The following is a 14,947-nucleotide window of genomic DNA, read 5'->3' as shown; positions in this document are numbered from 1 at the left end:
CGCTCAAGCAGGTTATCGCAGTACGATACCGGGGGTGCTTGAGCTATGACGATCGCTAAGGACGAGCGAAACTAAAAACATTTCACGGGTCAACATGGCAATCCTCCTTATATATATTGGTGTACGAATAATCTGATTATATTGTGGAGATGGTTATTTAGTCTACCTTTTTGTCTTTTAGTATTTCGTATATCCCGCATTTTCTGCTTACTTAAATTCGTTATCAGGAATGAGTTTTATGGACTGGAAACTTTACTCGCTTTCACGGGAAAAATAATGAGCACCTGCTCGCGCTTTATTGATCAGGTGCTATGAGGATGGCCTGTGGGAGCCATAAATTTTATGCAAACGGAGGTTGTTTGCTTAAAATTTTATCAATGATATTTAACACTCCGGAGTCATTATTTGAGTCTGCCTGATATTTCGCTATTTCTTTAATACGAGCGGGTGCATTTGCCATGGCGAATCCAAAACCGGCATGCTGTAACATTTCTACATCATTGCCGCCATCACCAAAAGTCACGACTTCTTCGTCTTTCACACCCCATATATTTTGGAGCAATTTAATGCCGTTGGCTTTATGTACCCCTGGTATTATAAGGTCAACTGAGCCATGCCCACTGGAAACAGGGGCTACAATGCCGGCTAATTCCGTTTCAATGAACTGCATAAAATCAGCCAATTTTTCATCGGGCAAGCTGATTGCAAATTTGAATGCGGGCTCATCTATCTGATTGAAATTATCAACAATGTTAAGGCGATGATAATATTTGCTCATGGTGGTGAAGAAAGCGTTATCTGATGAACTGAGCATATGAGCTCCGTTTTTTCCGCAAACGATGATATCAAGGTAGGGTATTGGTAGTAATATTTTTAGAACCTTCTCACGGTTTTCATCCGACAGCGCCCCGCAAAATATTTCTGCATTTTCATTACTCACATAGGCCCCATTCTCTGCGACAAATGCGATTTCATGAGCAATGTCCGGGAAGAATGAAATAAGCTGATAATATTGATTGCCACTGGCGACAACAAATTTTATTCCATTATTTTTCAATTGCAAATATTGCGTGCTAAATCGTTTCCTATCAAAACTCATCTGGTCGTTAAGAAAGGTTCCATCCATATCAACAGCAACAATTTTAATGCTCATTTTGCTTCCCTCTATAACATATTGAAGATATTAGCTTGATATAGAATATCTTAGCGTTATTTGTCTAAAAAAAAGCTAGCAAATTTTTGCTAGCGGTAAAATTACCATACTCAGTCACAATTTTTTTCTTTAGCGAAACTTTTAAAAATAATTTTCTGCTGTATCTATTCTTGAAGCGAGGGCAACTCGTTGACATATTTTAGCTTGAATGCACCAACAGCAATAACAAGGAATGTGAGTGCCACAATAGAAAATGCAGTGTAAAGGTCAGTTAAGTGGGCAATAAAGCCAATCAGTGCAGGCCCGCCCAGCACGCCGAAATAACCTAATGTTGCGACCATGGCTACTGACATATTAACTGGCATGACTTTTTCCTGACCTGCCAGTGTTATTAGCACGGGAACAATATTTGCGGCCCCAATTCCGACCAGAGCGAAACCAAGTAGTGTGAATTTCCAGTCAGGTATAATGACCGCAACCGCATAGCCGCTCATGGCGATAATGCTGCTCAGCACCAATACACGTTTGCGCCCCAAGAGGCTAACAACTTTGTCACCAGTGAAACGCATAATTGACATCGTTACACCAAAAATGGCAAATCCCCAGCCAGCATGCGTAATATCAAGGCCACGATCGTTAGTCAGGAAAACACCACCCCAATCTAATATTGCACCTTCCGCCATAAAACAAATCATGCACATTAATGCCATTAACACGAGGCGGAAATTAGGCCTTGGTTTTGTCATTCCCACCGCATTAGGTTCTTTATGATCCCCAAAGGGGATTAATTCACTGAATACCGTGGCAGTAATAATAGCGATGACACCAATAGCAATAAATGTCACTGTTAGCGGCATTAAGCCAAGTGTAAACAGTATTGCTCCACCGCCTGCGCCCGCGATTGAACCAATACTGAAAAGGCAATGAAAACCTGACATGAGTGGTTTATCAGATGACTGCTCAACCAGTGAACCTTGGACATTCACGGCAACATCCGCGAGGCCAATACCCGCACCAAAAAAGAATAGGCATAATGCCATAAAGGGAAATTGGTCAATGATTGCCAAGGTTGGAAGGAAGATACAGGTGAGGGCGATGCCTAATAACATGATTTTTCTGCATCCCAAACGACCAATAAGTTTCCCGGAAAAAAGCATAGCCAATAGTGACCCTGTCCCGAGGCAAAGCAGCAGTAATCCTAATGAGCCAGCATCAAAATGCAGGCGATTTTGTGCATAGGGCACCAGCGAAGCCCAAAGCCCCATAGCAAATCCTGCGACGAAGAAAATGGCTCGCGTAGATGCTCGTTTAGCATAAGTATCCAGAGGGGTATTGAGTGTATAGCTAGACATTCTGTGGTGACCTTTCTCTGGTGAATTGTGGCGAAATTAAGTTCGTAATCAAGGTTAAATTACTTTATAAAAGACTTGTATTAAGTCGTAAAATATAATGATGCTACTCAAGATGTCAAGGACATTCGTGTTGGGCGAAATGCTTGTCACTGGGGATGGGATCGGGGGGAAGAGGCCAATATTGATGTGAGATTTTTATGTCAAGGTGGGATTTCCACCATAGTGGATTAGGTGAGGGTTAGCTGTTAAAGACTCTAAAATTATTGTAGGCGTCGAGAGTATATTCTGATATGCCATTATGATAATCAGATTTTATTGAGTCGCGATATACAAAGTGAGGGAGGTGTTTGCTGTCAAACTTTTTTAATAACTCAATGGATAACTCATCAATACATGTCTGAGTGATTTCATTTCCTGATATTGCTATGGTAATGGGGTTAATAATCGCGATTAAAGATGAAGTAATATGAATCAGTTTTTCAATCTCGGGGTTAAAATAAGAATTTGTTTCGGCGGTTAAATTATCGTAGAAAGGTAGCTTTGAAACTTCACCCGCAAATTGGCTCGCACCACGTAGCATCTCCCCAGAAATAACGATACCACAGCCAGCACACTGTCTTGGGGGCATGAAAATATAAGCAATGGGATCCTTTATATCACGGCAATTATTCCGATAAAAGCCAAATGCAGTGTAATTCATATCATTACCGACTTGGACAAAGATACCAAACTGTCTATTTAGCTGTTCAGTGATGTCCAGCCCTTCAAGGTTGGTAATATCGCAGGTTAAGACTTTCCCATCAACGACAACACCCGGTAAGCCAAGACCTAGTGCTTTGATATTATGATGTTCTTCTACTATCTCTTGTATGTGGCTAATTAACATATCCGCAGTAAAATTATTATAATTTTCGTTATATTCCTCAATGATTTTACCGTCAGCAGAGGCCAGTGAAGATGAGATAATACCTGTGTCATTAGTGCCTTCGGCATAAACACTTAATATACTAAAGTAATTGGAATTATATATATAACGTTTTGCTGGCCGACCACCGCGGGATTCATCGAGAGATTCTTCAATAACCTCTCCTTGAGCACACAATTCATTCAGGATTGTACCACAGGTAGCCAAACTTAACCCAGTTTGGTCGGATATATCGCCTTTGGTTGCAGATACTAATGATTTTAATGTGCGAGTTACCAGCATGATGTTTTTTTTCTTCATCTGTCTGGTTGTATTAATCGTCACTGTGGTCATTTTTATTCACCAATAATTTAACTGGAAGAAATATAACATGTTCGTATTTATGAATAAATAATTATCATGGACAGTGCAGTGTGAGGCAGTGATTAAACCTCCAATAAGTCATTACTGGTGTAGAGATATTGCATAAGGTGTTATTTACCATTTGTTGTTGCGGCGCTAATCTTGTAGGGCGCAGAACAGATACGACCAGGCGAGTTATATTAGGGTGTCTGACATATGTTAACGGGTGATGGATAGGAATAAGGTATGACAAGTAAAAAAAGAGGGATGGGGTATATTGCTATTGTGGTTGATGAATACGATAGAGCGATTGAATATTATACAGAAAAACTGGGTTTCGTTCTGAGAGAAGATGAGCCGCAACCCGGCAAGCGTTGGGTGTCGGTTTCGCCGCGTGAAGATAGTGAATGCCGTTTATTGTTAGCCCGTTCATCCAATGAACACCAAGCTACATTTATCGGCAATCAGTGCGGTGGTCGGGTATTCCTTTTCCTGGAGACGGATAACTTCTGGCGTGACTATGAATTAATGAAGTCGAAAGGAGTGACTTTCTGCGAGGAGCCCCGCAAAGAAGATTATGGAATGGTCGTTGTGTTCGAGGATATCTATGGCAATCGCTGGGATCTCTATCAAAAATAGGAATAATGCCGCATATTGAGGGTCACGCCCACAATATGCGGGTTATAAAATCTATGGTCGGCTAAAACCCTGATGTTGGCAAAATCGAACGCTAACGCGACTCATGGTAAATGATAGGCAAGTGACTGCTATAAGTGAAAGAGTCAATATTTCGCAAAGAGAACTGCACTTATTCCGGTGTTTAGCCGCGAGCCTTCATTATCATCTACTCAAAAGAATTACCGCCTTGATCAGTGTGCCGGGAACAAAGTCATGATAAAGATTATCTCGGTGAGAGAACACCCCGATTATAAAGACAAAGCCACCCATTATTTTCAAAGTAATTGGACTGTTGGAAAGGGCGAAAGGAGATTGCTGTGAGTATAAAGAAGATTGCATTGCAACGGGTCTATGATGTCCAGCCGCCCTATGAGGCCAACACTTTTCTGGTGGACCGCTTGTGGCCCCGCGGCATCAGTAAGGCGCGGCTGGAGGGGGTTGTATGGTTAAAGGAGGTTGCGCCGGATAATGCTTTACGGCAATGGTTTCATCAGCATTTGGATTGGGCAGAATTTGTCAAACGGTATCAGGCCCAACTCAATAACTCAACGGCTTGGGAGCCTTTGCTGGAGGTGTTGACACAGCATCCAATTACTTTGTTATATGGCAGTCGCGATGCACAACACAATCAGGCGGTTGTTTTGCGCGATTTTCTTCTGAGCAAACTCTAGTGGTTTGATTGTGTTCAATAGCGCGAAATCAAACGACAGTTTACATTTTACTTTTCAATAGATGCTCGATATGAACTCTAGTATTGCTTGTATTAAATACAGTCCGGAGGCCGAGTTATCAACCTGCGGACTGCATACTGCATACTTATATTTAGCCTACGGATTTTTGTTCATGTAATTCAGTGGATTGCACTTTTTTCTCATCACTTTCCTTAATCAAAGTCTCTACGGGCGCGGCGGCAACCTCAAGGGCGCGTTTTCGTAAGCTAAACCAGCCAATAACCAGTAATATGGCGATGATAGGTAAAGTTGCAATAGTCCAGGTGCCATTTGGGTAATCGAACGCCATCATCACTAATACACCGGCCAGGAAAAGCAGCGTTAACCAGGATGTGACAGGAGCTCCGGGCATTTTGAAGGACACGGGTTTAGCCGTTCCATTTTTTATTGCCTGACGTAGCTTCATCTGACACACAATGATGAATGCCCACGAGCTAATAATCCCTAATGACGCAATATTCAACACAATTTCAAATACCTGCGATGGAACCAGATAATTGAGCACGACACCGAAAACATAGATACCCACAGTCACTAGTATTCCGGCATAAGGAACTGATTGAGGACTCATTTTCGACATGAATTTCGGCGCAGACCCCCCCATTGATAGCGAACGCAGGATACGGCCGGTTGAATATAGGCCAGAGTTAAGGCTGGAAAGCGCGGCAGATAACACCACAATATTCATGATCGTTCCAATATAAGGAACACCTAAGTTACTGAAGAATGTGACGAAAGGGCTTTGACCCGCTTGATAGGCACTCCACGGTAGCAAGCACACCAACAAAACGACTGAGCCGACATAAAACAAGCCAATACGTAAGATCACACTGTTGATGGCTTTAGGGAGCATTTTTTCTGGGTCTTTACATTCACCGGCCGCAGTACCAATCAATTCGATACCTGCAAAAGCGAATATTACCCCTTGGATTAATATTAATGCAGGGAGCAGCCCGTGTGGGAAGAATCCGCCATTATCAGTAATGAGATGCATGCCAGACGGGTGCCCGCCCACACTTTGACCGGTGCCAAGAAAGACCACACCCACCACCAGGAATATAGATATGGCGGCGACTTTTATCAAGGCGAACCAGAACTCCATTTCTGCAAACCACTTCACGCCAATCATATTCATGGTAGCGACAATTGAAAGTGCGCCTAACGCGAATAACCATTGGGGGACATCAGAGAAAGTACCCCAGTAGTGCATATAGAGAGCAACCGCCGTGATGTCGACGATCCCAGTCATTGCCCAGTTCAGAAAATACATCCATCCGGCAACGTAGGATGCTTTTTCGCCAAGAAATTCACGAGCATACGAAACAAAGCTGCCGCTGGAGGGGCGGTGTAAGATCAGTTCACCGAGGGCTCTGAGAATGAAAAAGGAGAAAATCCCGCAAGCCAAATAAGCCAAAGCTAATGCTGGGCCTGCCATTTGCAAACGAGCACCAGTGCCCAAAAATAAACCAGTACCGATAGACCCGCCAATTGCTATCATCTGTATATGACGCCGGCCCATACTTTTTTCATAGCCAGTATCATGAGAGTCTAACCAGCGTTTTCTCGCGGCCTGATGGGTTTCTACAGAGTGCTTTCCTGACATGATAGATATTCCCTATATTCCTGTCTGTTATGCAATCATTGTGAATATATTACTGCAACCGATTGCTAAAGGTTAATGCATAAATAGCGTCTTAGCGCCTTCGCTTGTTATGTGTTTATCACTGCTCTTGAATTATGGGAGGGCATGCTATCGTTTCTGTCGTGATGAGGCAAAAAAATATTCACTTATAAATTATTTTTTTTTGCGGTATTAGCAATATCAGTAATTGAATGCCTTAGGTTAATATATAACCACACCATATGTTCCTATATTTATACATTTGTCATGGCTATTGGTTGTTTTTAGAGCAACTCGTAACTAACTGTTCCATAGGAGAATATGGCGAGTTTGTTTTTTAGCCATCAAATTGTTTTGTATATTATTTATAATCACATTTTTTCGATTTGTTTTATTTTGTATTGCTGTCATTTTTGTATGAAACTGCAGTTCGTCTTAATGGAAGGGGGGTGATTTATTTTAGATGGATTTTTTAGCAGAGTTATTATTTATTTTTACGCATAAAATGCATTGTTTATAATGATATTTACATGGCTATAAATTAGGCACTAATACATCACTCCCAGATTTATAGAGCATGGTGAGTCGTCGTGGGTTTGGTGGTCAGTGATGATAGCGGCTAAGCACCTGCTGGCGGGCTATCCTAAGGTGACTGTATCATCTGTGTGAGACACGGAGGTTGGAGGTGAATGTTTGCACCAGAATAATATTTTTCTCTTTATCAACTAAAAAGCATAACAGAGAAAGTTGAGTCTCTTTAGATTATTTAATTACAAAACTCCGAGTTAAGTTAATTAAAATAAACCTGTCGATATGCTCGCAAATGCAATAAGTATATCCATGCGGGTTATTCTCTTATTTAAAAGGCAGTGCTACATTGATACTGTATATTTACAGGGTTACTCCCTATTTCTTATTATTGATATTAATTGGTAATTATTAAGTGACAGGTTAGTCGATGGTTTTCTGAAGAATATCGGCAAAGATATTAAATTATTTTAACAGCCATAACATTCAATACGTTACTTCTCGTTCCTTAGGTACTACCCAACAGTAGGTCTAAAATGAAAAAAACAAATCAAGAAATCACTCTTACTCCCGCTGAAGATATCGACATGACGGATAAGTTTTCCATCAGAAAGTTAATTACGCACATAAATCAAATGAATATAAACACGATGCCGATGGCTTTATTTATGACCATTTCGGCCATTGTGTTTATTTCGTCTTATGCCAGTTATTTACCGAAAAATATGATTGGTGGTTTGGCGGTAATTATGACGATGGGTTTTGTGTTATCCCATATTGGCCGCCATATACCGGTACTGAAAGATATTGGTGGCCCGGCTATTTTGTGTCTTATGGTGCCATCGGTGTTGGTGTACTTCGGTATTTTCCAAACGAATACCCTGGATACAGTTCATTTGCTGATGAAGGAGGCGAACTTACTCTATTTTGTCATCGCCAGTCTGGTCGTCGGCAGCATTCTTGGTATGAATCGTGTGGTGCTCATTCAGGGTATGACGCGTATGTTTGTCCCGCTAGTCGTCGGAACGATAACTGCGGTTGCTACCGGCTTGCTGGTGGGTAAGTTATTCGGTTTTACCCTTTATCACACTTTCTTCTTTATTATTGTGCCAATTATCGGTGGGGGTATTGGTGAAGGTATCTTGCCGTTATCATTGGCATACTCGGCAATTCTGGGGCAGGCTCCCGATGTTTATGTGGCCCAACTGGCTCCCGCAGCGGTTGTGGGCAACATTTTTGCCATTATTTGTGCCGGAGTATTAGCCCGAATTGGTATGCGCCGCAAGGATCTGAATGGTGAGGGGATGCTAATTCGCTCGGCTCAAGACAATGCGATATTTACTTCGCAAGAAGGGCCAAAACAAGCTGATTTTCAGTTGATGGGCGGTGGGTTATTGATGACCTGCGCTTTCTTTATTGTGGGGGGCTTGTTTGAGAAAATTGTGCATATTCCCGGCCCGGTACTGATGATTTTGATCGCCGTGATGTGTAAATACGCGCAAGTTATTCCGTCAAAAATGGAACAGGGCGCTCACAGTTGGTATAAATTTGTCTCTACAACATTGGTGTGGCCCCTGATGATTGGTCTGGGAATGCTGTATGTTCCGTTAGAAAGTGTTGTTGCGGTGTTCTCTGTAGGATACGTCGTGGTGTGCGGAGCAGTTGTGTTGTCAATGGCCGCGGTCAGTTTCATTATCGCCCCTTATCTCAATATGTACCCTGTGGAAGCTTCCATCGTGACCAGTTGTCATAGTGGGTTAGGTGGGACGGGCGATGTCGCTATTTTATCTGCGTCTAACCGGATGTCACTAATGCCTTTTGCCCAGATAGCCACCCGAATTGGCGGGGCATCCACTGTTATCGGTGCCACATTACTATTGGGTTGGATTATGTAAATAAAGGTTTTGTCGTCATGATATAACAAACGGCATCCGATAAGAGATGCCGTTTGTTATTGGGAATTGAGTTGTGTTCGGCGCGAGTGCTATTGGCAATATTGTTTTAAGACCTCCTGCTGGCTGGGTAACAGTTTATAAAGGTAAACCGGACGCCCCGTCGCACCATACAGAACCTTAGTACTCAGAACTTCAGTGTCAGATAGATAAATTAAATACTTGCGGCAAGAAACTCGTGAAATTCCAATAGCATTTGCCATCTGCTCCGTCGAGAACTCCCCATCTTGCACTTCTTGAATCCATTCACATACAGTACGCAGGGTTTGTGCGGTTAATCCTTTAGGGAGTTTTTTCCGCTCAACCGGTGTGGCATTACTGCGGCGTAATAAGGAATCAACATCTTCTTGAGCGCAATATTCACGTTGTCCCAGCAAACTTTGTTTTTCGCGATAAGTCGAAAGTGCTTCTTCAAAACGTGAAAATTGGAATGGCTTAATTAAGTAATCAACAACGCCGTATTGCAGCGCTTTTTTGATGGTATTCACATCTGTGGCGGAAGAAATAACAATGACATCAGTGTGTTCACTGAATTCGCGTAAGACTGGCAATAAGTCTAATCCATTATCTTGGCGCATGAAAACATCCAATAAAACTAAGTCTATAGGGTGCTCCGCTGCCATTAAATGCTCTCGGGCCTGCTGCAAACTGGATACTGAACCGCAGCAGTTGAAACCGGCTACCTGGCTCAGATAACACTTGTTCAGCTCAGCTACCATTGCATCATCATCCACTATTAATACATTAATCATGATTTACCGCGCTGATGTTGTTTGAAAAATTGTCACTGGAGGTCATGTCGTAGGGAAGGCTAATAAAGAATTGTGTAAAAATACCGGCTTCAGAATCGAACTCAATATGACCGCCGATATTTTCTAAACTTTGTCGAACCAGGCTTAAGCCGATGCCGTGTTCATTTCCTTTGGTGGAAAAACCATTATCAAAAATACGATCTTGTAGTTCCGCGGCAATACCCGGGCCATCATCACTGACAACACAATGTACTCGGCCATTTTGGTAATGGAAGCTGACATTGATCTCCCGTTGAGACTGGCTACCAATAGCTTCCATCGCATTTTCAATCAGATTACCCAAAACAGTAATGAGAGTTGTCGTGACTTGCTCATTATCGGTATCCGGTAACAGGCTGTCGTCACTGATGGATAATGTGATTCCCAAATCGCGCGCGCGGTTGATTTTTCCCAGTAGAAAACCGGCAATGACCGGCGATTTTACTTTGCGCAGCAGGGAGCCAATTTCCGCCTGATAATTATTCGATGTCTTAACAATATAGTCTTCGAGTTGCTGGTAATACTTCATATGCAATAAACCCAGAATTACATGGAGTTTATTCATAAATTCGTGCGATTGTGCTCGCAATGCATCAGCATAATGCACCATACCCGTCAGGCGTTGCATTAATTGGCTGACTTCAGTTTTATCGCGAAACGTCGCAATTGCACCGATAATATCGCCTTTCACCACGACAGGAACCGTGTTGGTGAGCAATATACTGCCGTTAAAGTTTATCTCTTCATCACGACGGGCAATTCCGGTTTCCAATACCTGTTGTAAATACAAACGCACAGGCCAATATTTGCTGGCGTTGCTGAGTAATAAATTCTCCATTGGGCCACTTTGCTTAAATAAACGCTTCGCTTCATGATTGACCACGGTAATACGGGAGTCCGCATCAACGGCGATGACGCCTTCTTTAATCGATTGCAGCATGGCGTTTCGCTGTTCAAACAGGTTAGATATCTCGTAGGGTTCGAAACCTAACATAATTCTTTTCAGTGCTTTGACTAAAAACCAAGTGCCGAGTGAGCCAATGAGGGCACCAAATAATATGGTCCAGGGGATAGTCCAACGAGTCTCACTTACAACAGAATCAATACTGGTTAGCGAAATCCCAATGGCAACAACGCCGATTTGTTTGCCATGAGTCTCATAAACCGGAATAAAAATACGTACTGCTCTTTCCAGCACGCCTCGGTTTATCGCGCTATTTTCTTTACCTTCTAGCGCCGGTTGTAAATCATTGCCGATAAAATGTTGACCGATCATCTCAGCATTTGGATGCGAATAACGGATGCCTTTCATATCAGTCACAACTATGAATAGCAGGTCATTGGCCTTCTGAACTTCGCGGGTATAAGCCTGAATTTGTCGTCCGGCGTTAGGATCAGTAAGTCCGTTGATTATGGTCGGCGAAAAAGATAAGGCCCGAGCGACGGCAACCGCTTTATTTTGCAGACCCTCTTGAGCCATCTGACTGAGCTGAACGAAGAACAGTGTGTGAACCACCAATAGTACAGAAACAATCACCGCAGAGACCATCAGGGTAATAGATGTACTGAGTCGTAACGGCACTTTTTGCTTTCCAGCCGTTGTTGCATTATTCATGTCATGCTCCAGAAACACCGGCCTGGGGATCCTCAGACGTCTAGATTGATGAAATGGGTGTTGTAGCAATAGTTACCAACAAAAATGTAGGTAAGCGAAATTACCCTGTAGTTTACGCTGTTTATTTATTAGGGTGCTAAGACTTAGGATTACTTTAGCTACATAACGATTTATATAGTTATCAAATTTCCCCTTTCTATGATTTCTTTTTTCATTAAAAGGGGGGGATATAGGTCGTTTGGTGATTAATCGGGTTGATGCGGGGGAGGGGCGATGATTAACTCAATCTCTTTAGTGGTCAGCTCTTCATAGGCCGTAGCCGACAAATTGGTGTCCGTGATAACGACATCAAAGTCAGTGAGAGGCAAGGCCAAATAGGTGGCTATTTTGCCATATTTTGATGCATCAGCCAGCAGCACTCGTTTACTGCTAACCTCTCTGACTGCGCGTTTTACTACGACTTTATCTTCGTCCGGGGTCGAGATACCACGTGGCCCCCAACACGATGCTGAGATAAAGGCGATATCGATAGATAAGTTTCGCAGTGAGCGGGCCGCTGCATCGCCGACACAAGAACGGTTTTCACGACACAATGTGCCGCCGGAGTGGATCATTTTACATTGGCAGGATTCAATCAAAAAATTAGCAATGACGAAGTCATTTGTGACCACGAGTAAATCATCCCTGGCCTCCAACTGTCGTGCCAACGCCAGTGTCGTTGTGCCCGCATCAAGATAAATACAGCTATTGCGCGGAATATGCAGCGCCGCCGCCATACCAATGGCATTTTTCTGGCTGCTGTACATTTGGGTTTTATCTTGGTGCGAAGGCTCTGCTGCCAGCCGCTCAGTTGAACGTACCCCGCCGGAAACGGATAACACTGCCCCTTGTTCTTCCAGTTTTTGCACGTCGCGACGAATAGTCATGTGCGATACGCCTAAACGTTCAGTCAATTCAGTAATGCTGACGACGCCGCGTTCGGCAACCAGTGCCAGTATTTGTTGGTGGCGTTCAACCGGTATCACGTTCACTCCTTTTCAGTTTGTTGGTTCACGGGCAATGGTAATTAATGTGATTATACGTCAGCAGTGAGAAAATATTTCTCATTTTTTAACGCAAACAATCACTAATTTATTCATTTTGTTCATTATGATGTGAAAGTCTGAGTCATTATTGATGTTAATTCATGTGATTTATGATTTTATGATGTTAATTATTGTGATTTAATTCACGATAATGCGGCGGGCGTCGGGCTACTATTAACATAATAAATCAAAATATCACCAAAATTAACACGGAGGCTGTATGGCTCATGCAAAAAAACCATCAGTATGTGTCATTGGGGCCGGCTTGATAGAAAAACAGGAGTGTGTCGGATGCGATTAGGGGTCATTGCGGATGATTTCACCGGCGCCACGGATATTGCCAGCTTTTTGGTAGAAAATGGCATGTCGACCGTGCAAATTAACGGCGTACCTGAAGCTGATTATCAGGTATCAGCAGATGCGGTCGTGATCAGCTTAAAATCGCGCTCTTGCCCCGCAAAGGCAGCAGTGGCCGATTCTCTGTCGGCGTTGGCGTGGTTGCAAGCTCAGGGTTGCCAACAATTCTATTTTAAGTATTGTTCGACGTTTGATAGCACTGCGCAAGGCAATATTGGCCCGGTAACTGATGCATTAATGGATGCCCTCAATCAGCAACAAACCATTATTTGCCCCGCGCTGCCCGTGAATGGCCGTACGGTATATCAGGGATACTTATTTGTTATGGGGCAATTATTATCCGAGTCAGGGATGCGCCATCATCCGGTGACGCCGATGACCGACAGTAATCTATTGCGTCTGATGAATGCTCAGGCCCGTGGTCATAGCGGATTGATCAACAATACAGTGATGGATCAAGGTGTTGACGCCGTGAAATCGCAGTTGCGCATGTTGAAAGAGGAAGGCGTACGTTATGTGGTTCTGGATACCTTAAGTGAGGCCCACTTATTGACACAAGCAGAGGCCGTTCGCGATATGGTGTTGGTGACGGGGGGCTCTGGCTTGGCAATAGGATTGGCTCGCCAATGGATGAAAGGCGTTAAACATCAATCATTAGCGACATTAGCCGGAACCCCGCAGGGCAAGTTATGTGTCGTGTTGTCGGGTTCTTGTTCGACGATGACTAATCAGCAGGTTGCTCGATATATTCAGCAAGCACCTAGTCAGTCAATTGATGTTGCCCACTGTCTGAAGGAACCTGAATCCTATGCTAAAGCATTGTGCATCTGGGTTATGGAGAATATTTCAGGGCCATTGGCTCCGTTGCTGTATGCCACTTCTGAACCTGAGGTGCTGCAAAAAATCCAGCAGCAGTGGGGGGCGACAGTCGCGAGTGAGGCGGTTGAACACCTGTTCGGGGCGTTGGCACGCCGCTTACAACAGCAGGGTGTCCAACGATTCATTGTCGCGGGGGGGGAAACGTCCGGTATCGTCGCGCAATCATTGGGTATCCAGGCTTTTCATATTGGGCCGGCCATCTCACCCGGGGTGCCTTGGGTAAAATCTACCGATCACCCAATTTCATTGGCGTTGAAGTCGGGTAATTTTGGTGATGAAAACTTTTTTGCCAGAGCACAAACGGAGTTCGCAGTATGAATGAGCAGCAGGCGCGGGAAGATATGGTCAAGTTGGGGGCTTCCTTTTTTCAACGAGGCTACGCCACCGGTTCCGCCGGAAATCTGTCAATGAAACTGGCCGACGGTACATTATTAGCAACACCGACTGGCTCTTGTTTAGGTGAGCTGAATGCACAGCGGTTATCAAAAGTCAGTTTGGATGGTGAATGGATCTCTGGCGATAAACCCTCAAAAGAGATCAGTTTCCACCGCGCCATTTATCTTAATAACCCTGCATGTGAAGCTATCGTGCACTTGCATTGCCTTTATTTAACCGCACTTTCGTGTCTGCAAGGTCTGGATTGCCACAATGCCATTAAGCCTTTTACGCCCTACGTGGTGATGAGGGTCGGTGATGTTCCTGTCGTGCCGTATTACCGCCCCGGAGACAGTCGGCTCGGCGAGGCTTTGGCAAAGTTGGCTCCGCAGTATCGTGCTTTTTTGTTGGCAAATCATGGCCCTGTAGTGGTCGGGAAAAGCTTGCGGGAAGCGGCTGACAATATGGAAGAGCTAGAGGAAACTGCGCGCTTGATATTTACACTGGGCGACCGACCAATTCGTTATCTGACCAGTGACGAAATCGCTGAATTGAGGAGCTAA

Annotated in this window: 12 protein-coding genes; 5 read left to right on the top strand and 7 right to left on the bottom strand. The window is 43.7% G+C overall.

Annotated elements, in window-relative coordinates; all coding sequences use genetic code 11:
- Window positions 1–340 precede the first annotated feature (340 nt).
- The 3 genes from F0T03_RS12390 to F0T03_RS12380 form a co-directional block, all read right to left on the bottom strand.
- Window positions 341–1,153 (bottom strand): Cof-type HAD-IIB family hydrolase, encoded by an 813-nt coding sequence (locus tag F0T03_RS12390; protein WP_159678650.1) that lies wholly within the window; start codon window positions 1,151–1,153, stop codon window positions 341–343.
- Between the two features lie 164 nt (window positions 1,154–1,317).
- Window positions 1,318–2,505: an MFS transporter gene (locus F0T03_RS12385; RefSeq protein WP_159678648.1), complete on the bottom strand. Its 1,188-nt coding sequence runs from the start codon at window positions 2,503–2,505 to the stop codon at window positions 1,318–1,320.
- A 238-nt stretch (window positions 2,506–2,743) separates the two neighbouring features.
- The gene (locus F0T03_RS12380; protein WP_162526942.1) at window positions 2,744–3,763 is read right to left on the bottom strand and encodes an ROK family protein; all 1,020 of its coding nucleotides are present in this window, start codon (window positions 3,761–3,763) and stop codon (window positions 2,744–2,746) included.
- Between the two features lie 255 nt (window positions 3,764–4,018).
- Here F0T03_RS12380 and F0T03_RS12375 point away from each other — a divergent pair, with 255 nt between their 5' ends.
- Window positions 4,019–4,411, top strand: coding sequence for a VOC family protein (locus F0T03_RS12375; protein WP_208787075.1), 393 nt, complete (start codon window positions 4,019–4,021; stop codon window positions 4,409–4,411).
- A 356-nt stretch (window positions 4,412–4,767) separates the two neighbouring features.
- The gene (locus F0T03_RS12370) at window positions 4,768–5,121 is read left to right on the top strand and encodes a DUF488 domain-containing protein (protein ID WP_159678646.1); all 354 of its coding nucleotides are present in this window, start codon (window positions 4,768–4,770) and stop codon (window positions 5,119–5,121) included.
- A 151-nt stretch (window positions 5,122–5,272) separates the two neighbouring features.
- Here the strand turns inward: F0T03_RS12370 and ansP are convergent, their stop codons facing one another.
- Window positions 5,273–6,787 carry an L-asparagine permease gene (gene ansP, locus F0T03_RS12365; RefSeq protein ID WP_208787121.1) on the bottom strand — a complete coding sequence of 505 codons (1,515 nt, stop codon included), beginning with the start codon at window positions 6,785–6,787 and terminating at the stop codon, window positions 5,273–5,275.
- Between the two features lie 1,079 nt (window positions 6,788–7,866).
- On the opposite strand from ansP, the gene F0T03_RS12360 reads away from it, so the two are divergent.
- On the top strand, window positions 7,867–9,225 hold the full coding sequence (locus F0T03_RS12360; RefSeq protein ID WP_145555140.1) for a 2-hydroxycarboxylate transporter family protein: 1,359 nt from the start codon (window positions 7,867–7,869) through the stop codon (window positions 9,223–9,225).
- Between the two features lie 89 nt (window positions 9,226–9,314).
- Here F0T03_RS12360 and dcuR read toward each other — a convergent pair whose 3' ends face one another.
- From dcuR to ygbI, 3 genes are all read right to left on the bottom strand, one after another.
- The gene (gene dcuR, locus F0T03_RS12355; protein ID WP_145555139.1) at window positions 9,315–10,034 is read right to left on the bottom strand and encodes a two-component system response regulator DcuR; all 720 of its coding nucleotides are present in this window, start codon (window positions 10,032–10,034) and stop codon (window positions 9,315–9,317) included.
- Complete coding sequence (locus tag F0T03_RS12350) at window positions 10,027–11,688, bottom strand: sensor histidine kinase (protein WP_159678642.1); 1,662 nt, start codon at window positions 11,686–11,688, stop codon at window positions 10,027–10,029. The genes dcuR and F0T03_RS12350 overlap by 8 nt, the downstream gene beginning before the upstream one ends.
- A 245-nt stretch (window positions 11,689–11,933) precedes the next feature.
- Window positions 11,934–12,713 (bottom strand): DNA-binding transcriptional repressor YgbI, encoded by a 780-nt coding sequence (gene ygbI / locus F0T03_RS12345; protein ID WP_159678640.1) that lies wholly within the window; start codon window positions 12,711–12,713, stop codon window positions 11,934–11,936.
- A 351-nt stretch (window positions 12,714–13,064) separates the two neighbouring features.
- Between ygbI and otnK the strand changes: the two genes are divergently transcribed.
- Entirely contained in the window at window positions 13,065–14,327 is a 1,263-nt protein-coding gene (gene otnK, locus F0T03_RS12340) for a 3-oxo-tetronate kinase (RefSeq protein WP_162526941.1), read from the top strand.
- Window positions 14,324–14,947 (top strand): 3-oxo-tetronate 4-phosphate decarboxylase, encoded by a 624-nt coding sequence (otnC, locus tag F0T03_RS12335; protein WP_145555135.1) that lies wholly within the window; start codon window positions 14,324–14,326, stop codon window positions 14,945–14,947. The genes otnK and otnC overlap by 4 nt, the downstream gene beginning before the upstream one ends.

Source organism: Yersinia canariae (assembly GCF_009831415.1).
GTDB lineage: Bacteria > Pseudomonadota > Gammaproteobacteria > Enterobacterales > Enterobacteriaceae > Yersinia > Yersinia canariae.
The sequence above is the reverse complement of the archived record's forward strand: the minus strand, read 5'-3'. Positions and strand labels throughout refer to the sequence as shown.

Excerpts from the sequence above, each read along its gene's own strand:
- F0T03_RS12390 (WP_159678650.1), bottom strand. The coding sequence starts at position 1,153 with ATGAGCATTAAAATTGTTGCTGTTGATATGGATGGAACCTTTCTTAAC.
- F0T03_RS12350 (WP_159678642.1), bottom strand. The coding sequence starts at position 11,688 with ATGAATAATGCAACAACGGCTGGAAAGCAAAAAGTGCCGTTACGACTC.
- F0T03_RS12380 (WP_162526942.1), bottom strand. The coding sequence starts at position 3,763 with ATGACCACAGTGACGATTAATACAACCAGACAGATGAAGAAAAAAAAC.
- F0T03_RS12385 (WP_159678648.1), bottom strand. The coding sequence starts at position 2,505 with ATGTCTAGCTATACACTCAATACCCCTCTGGATACTTATGCTAAACGA.
- dcuR (WP_145555139.1), bottom strand. The coding sequence starts at position 10,034 with ATGATTAATGTATTAATAGTGGATGATGATGCAATGGTAGCTGAGCTG.
- F0T03_RS12375 (WP_208787075.1), top strand. The coding sequence starts at position 4,019 with ATGACAAGTAAAAAAAGAGGGATGGGGTATATTGCTATTGTGGTTGAT.
- F0T03_RS12360 (WP_145555140.1), top strand. The coding sequence starts at position 7,867 with ATGAAAAAAACAAATCAAGAAATCACTCTTACTCCCGCTGAAGATATC.
- otnK (WP_162526941.1), top strand. The coding sequence starts at position 13,065 with ATGCGATTAGGGGTCATTGCGGATGATTTCACCGGCGCCACGGATATT.
- otnC (WP_145555135.1), top strand. The coding sequence starts at position 14,324 with ATGAATGAGCAGCAGGCGCGGGAAGATATGGTCAAGTTGGGGGCTTCC.